The 258-nt window shown below is 40.3% G+C and carries 1 protein-coding gene; it reads left to right on the plus strand.

What is annotated here, in order from left to right:
* A partial coding sequence (locus V0R37_RS22660) for a hypothetical protein (RefSeq protein WP_489685823.1) occupies positions 1-258 on the plus strand: 258 nt, incomplete at both ends.

Consider the following 258-nt stretch of genomic DNA (forward strand, 5'->3'; position numbering starts at 1 on the left):
GAACGGCTTTCATCCTCACATCCATATGATTGTTTTTACCAACGATGGGATCACATCTTCAGCCCTAGAGATTTTTTATAAAAAAGCATGGAAGAATGCTTGCATTAACTCCGGCTTACCTGAACCAAATCAACATGGCTGTACTGTCAAAGATGGATCTTATGCTTCAGATTATGTTTCCAAATGGGGCATTGAAGACGAAATGACAAAGGCCAATGCTAAAACAACAAAACGTAAAGGTCTTACCCCTTGGGGACT

It is taken from the genome of Pollutimonas rozaliensis (assembly GCF_048751585.1).
Lineage (GTDB): Bacteria > Pseudomonadota > Gammaproteobacteria > Burkholderiales > Burkholderiaceae_B.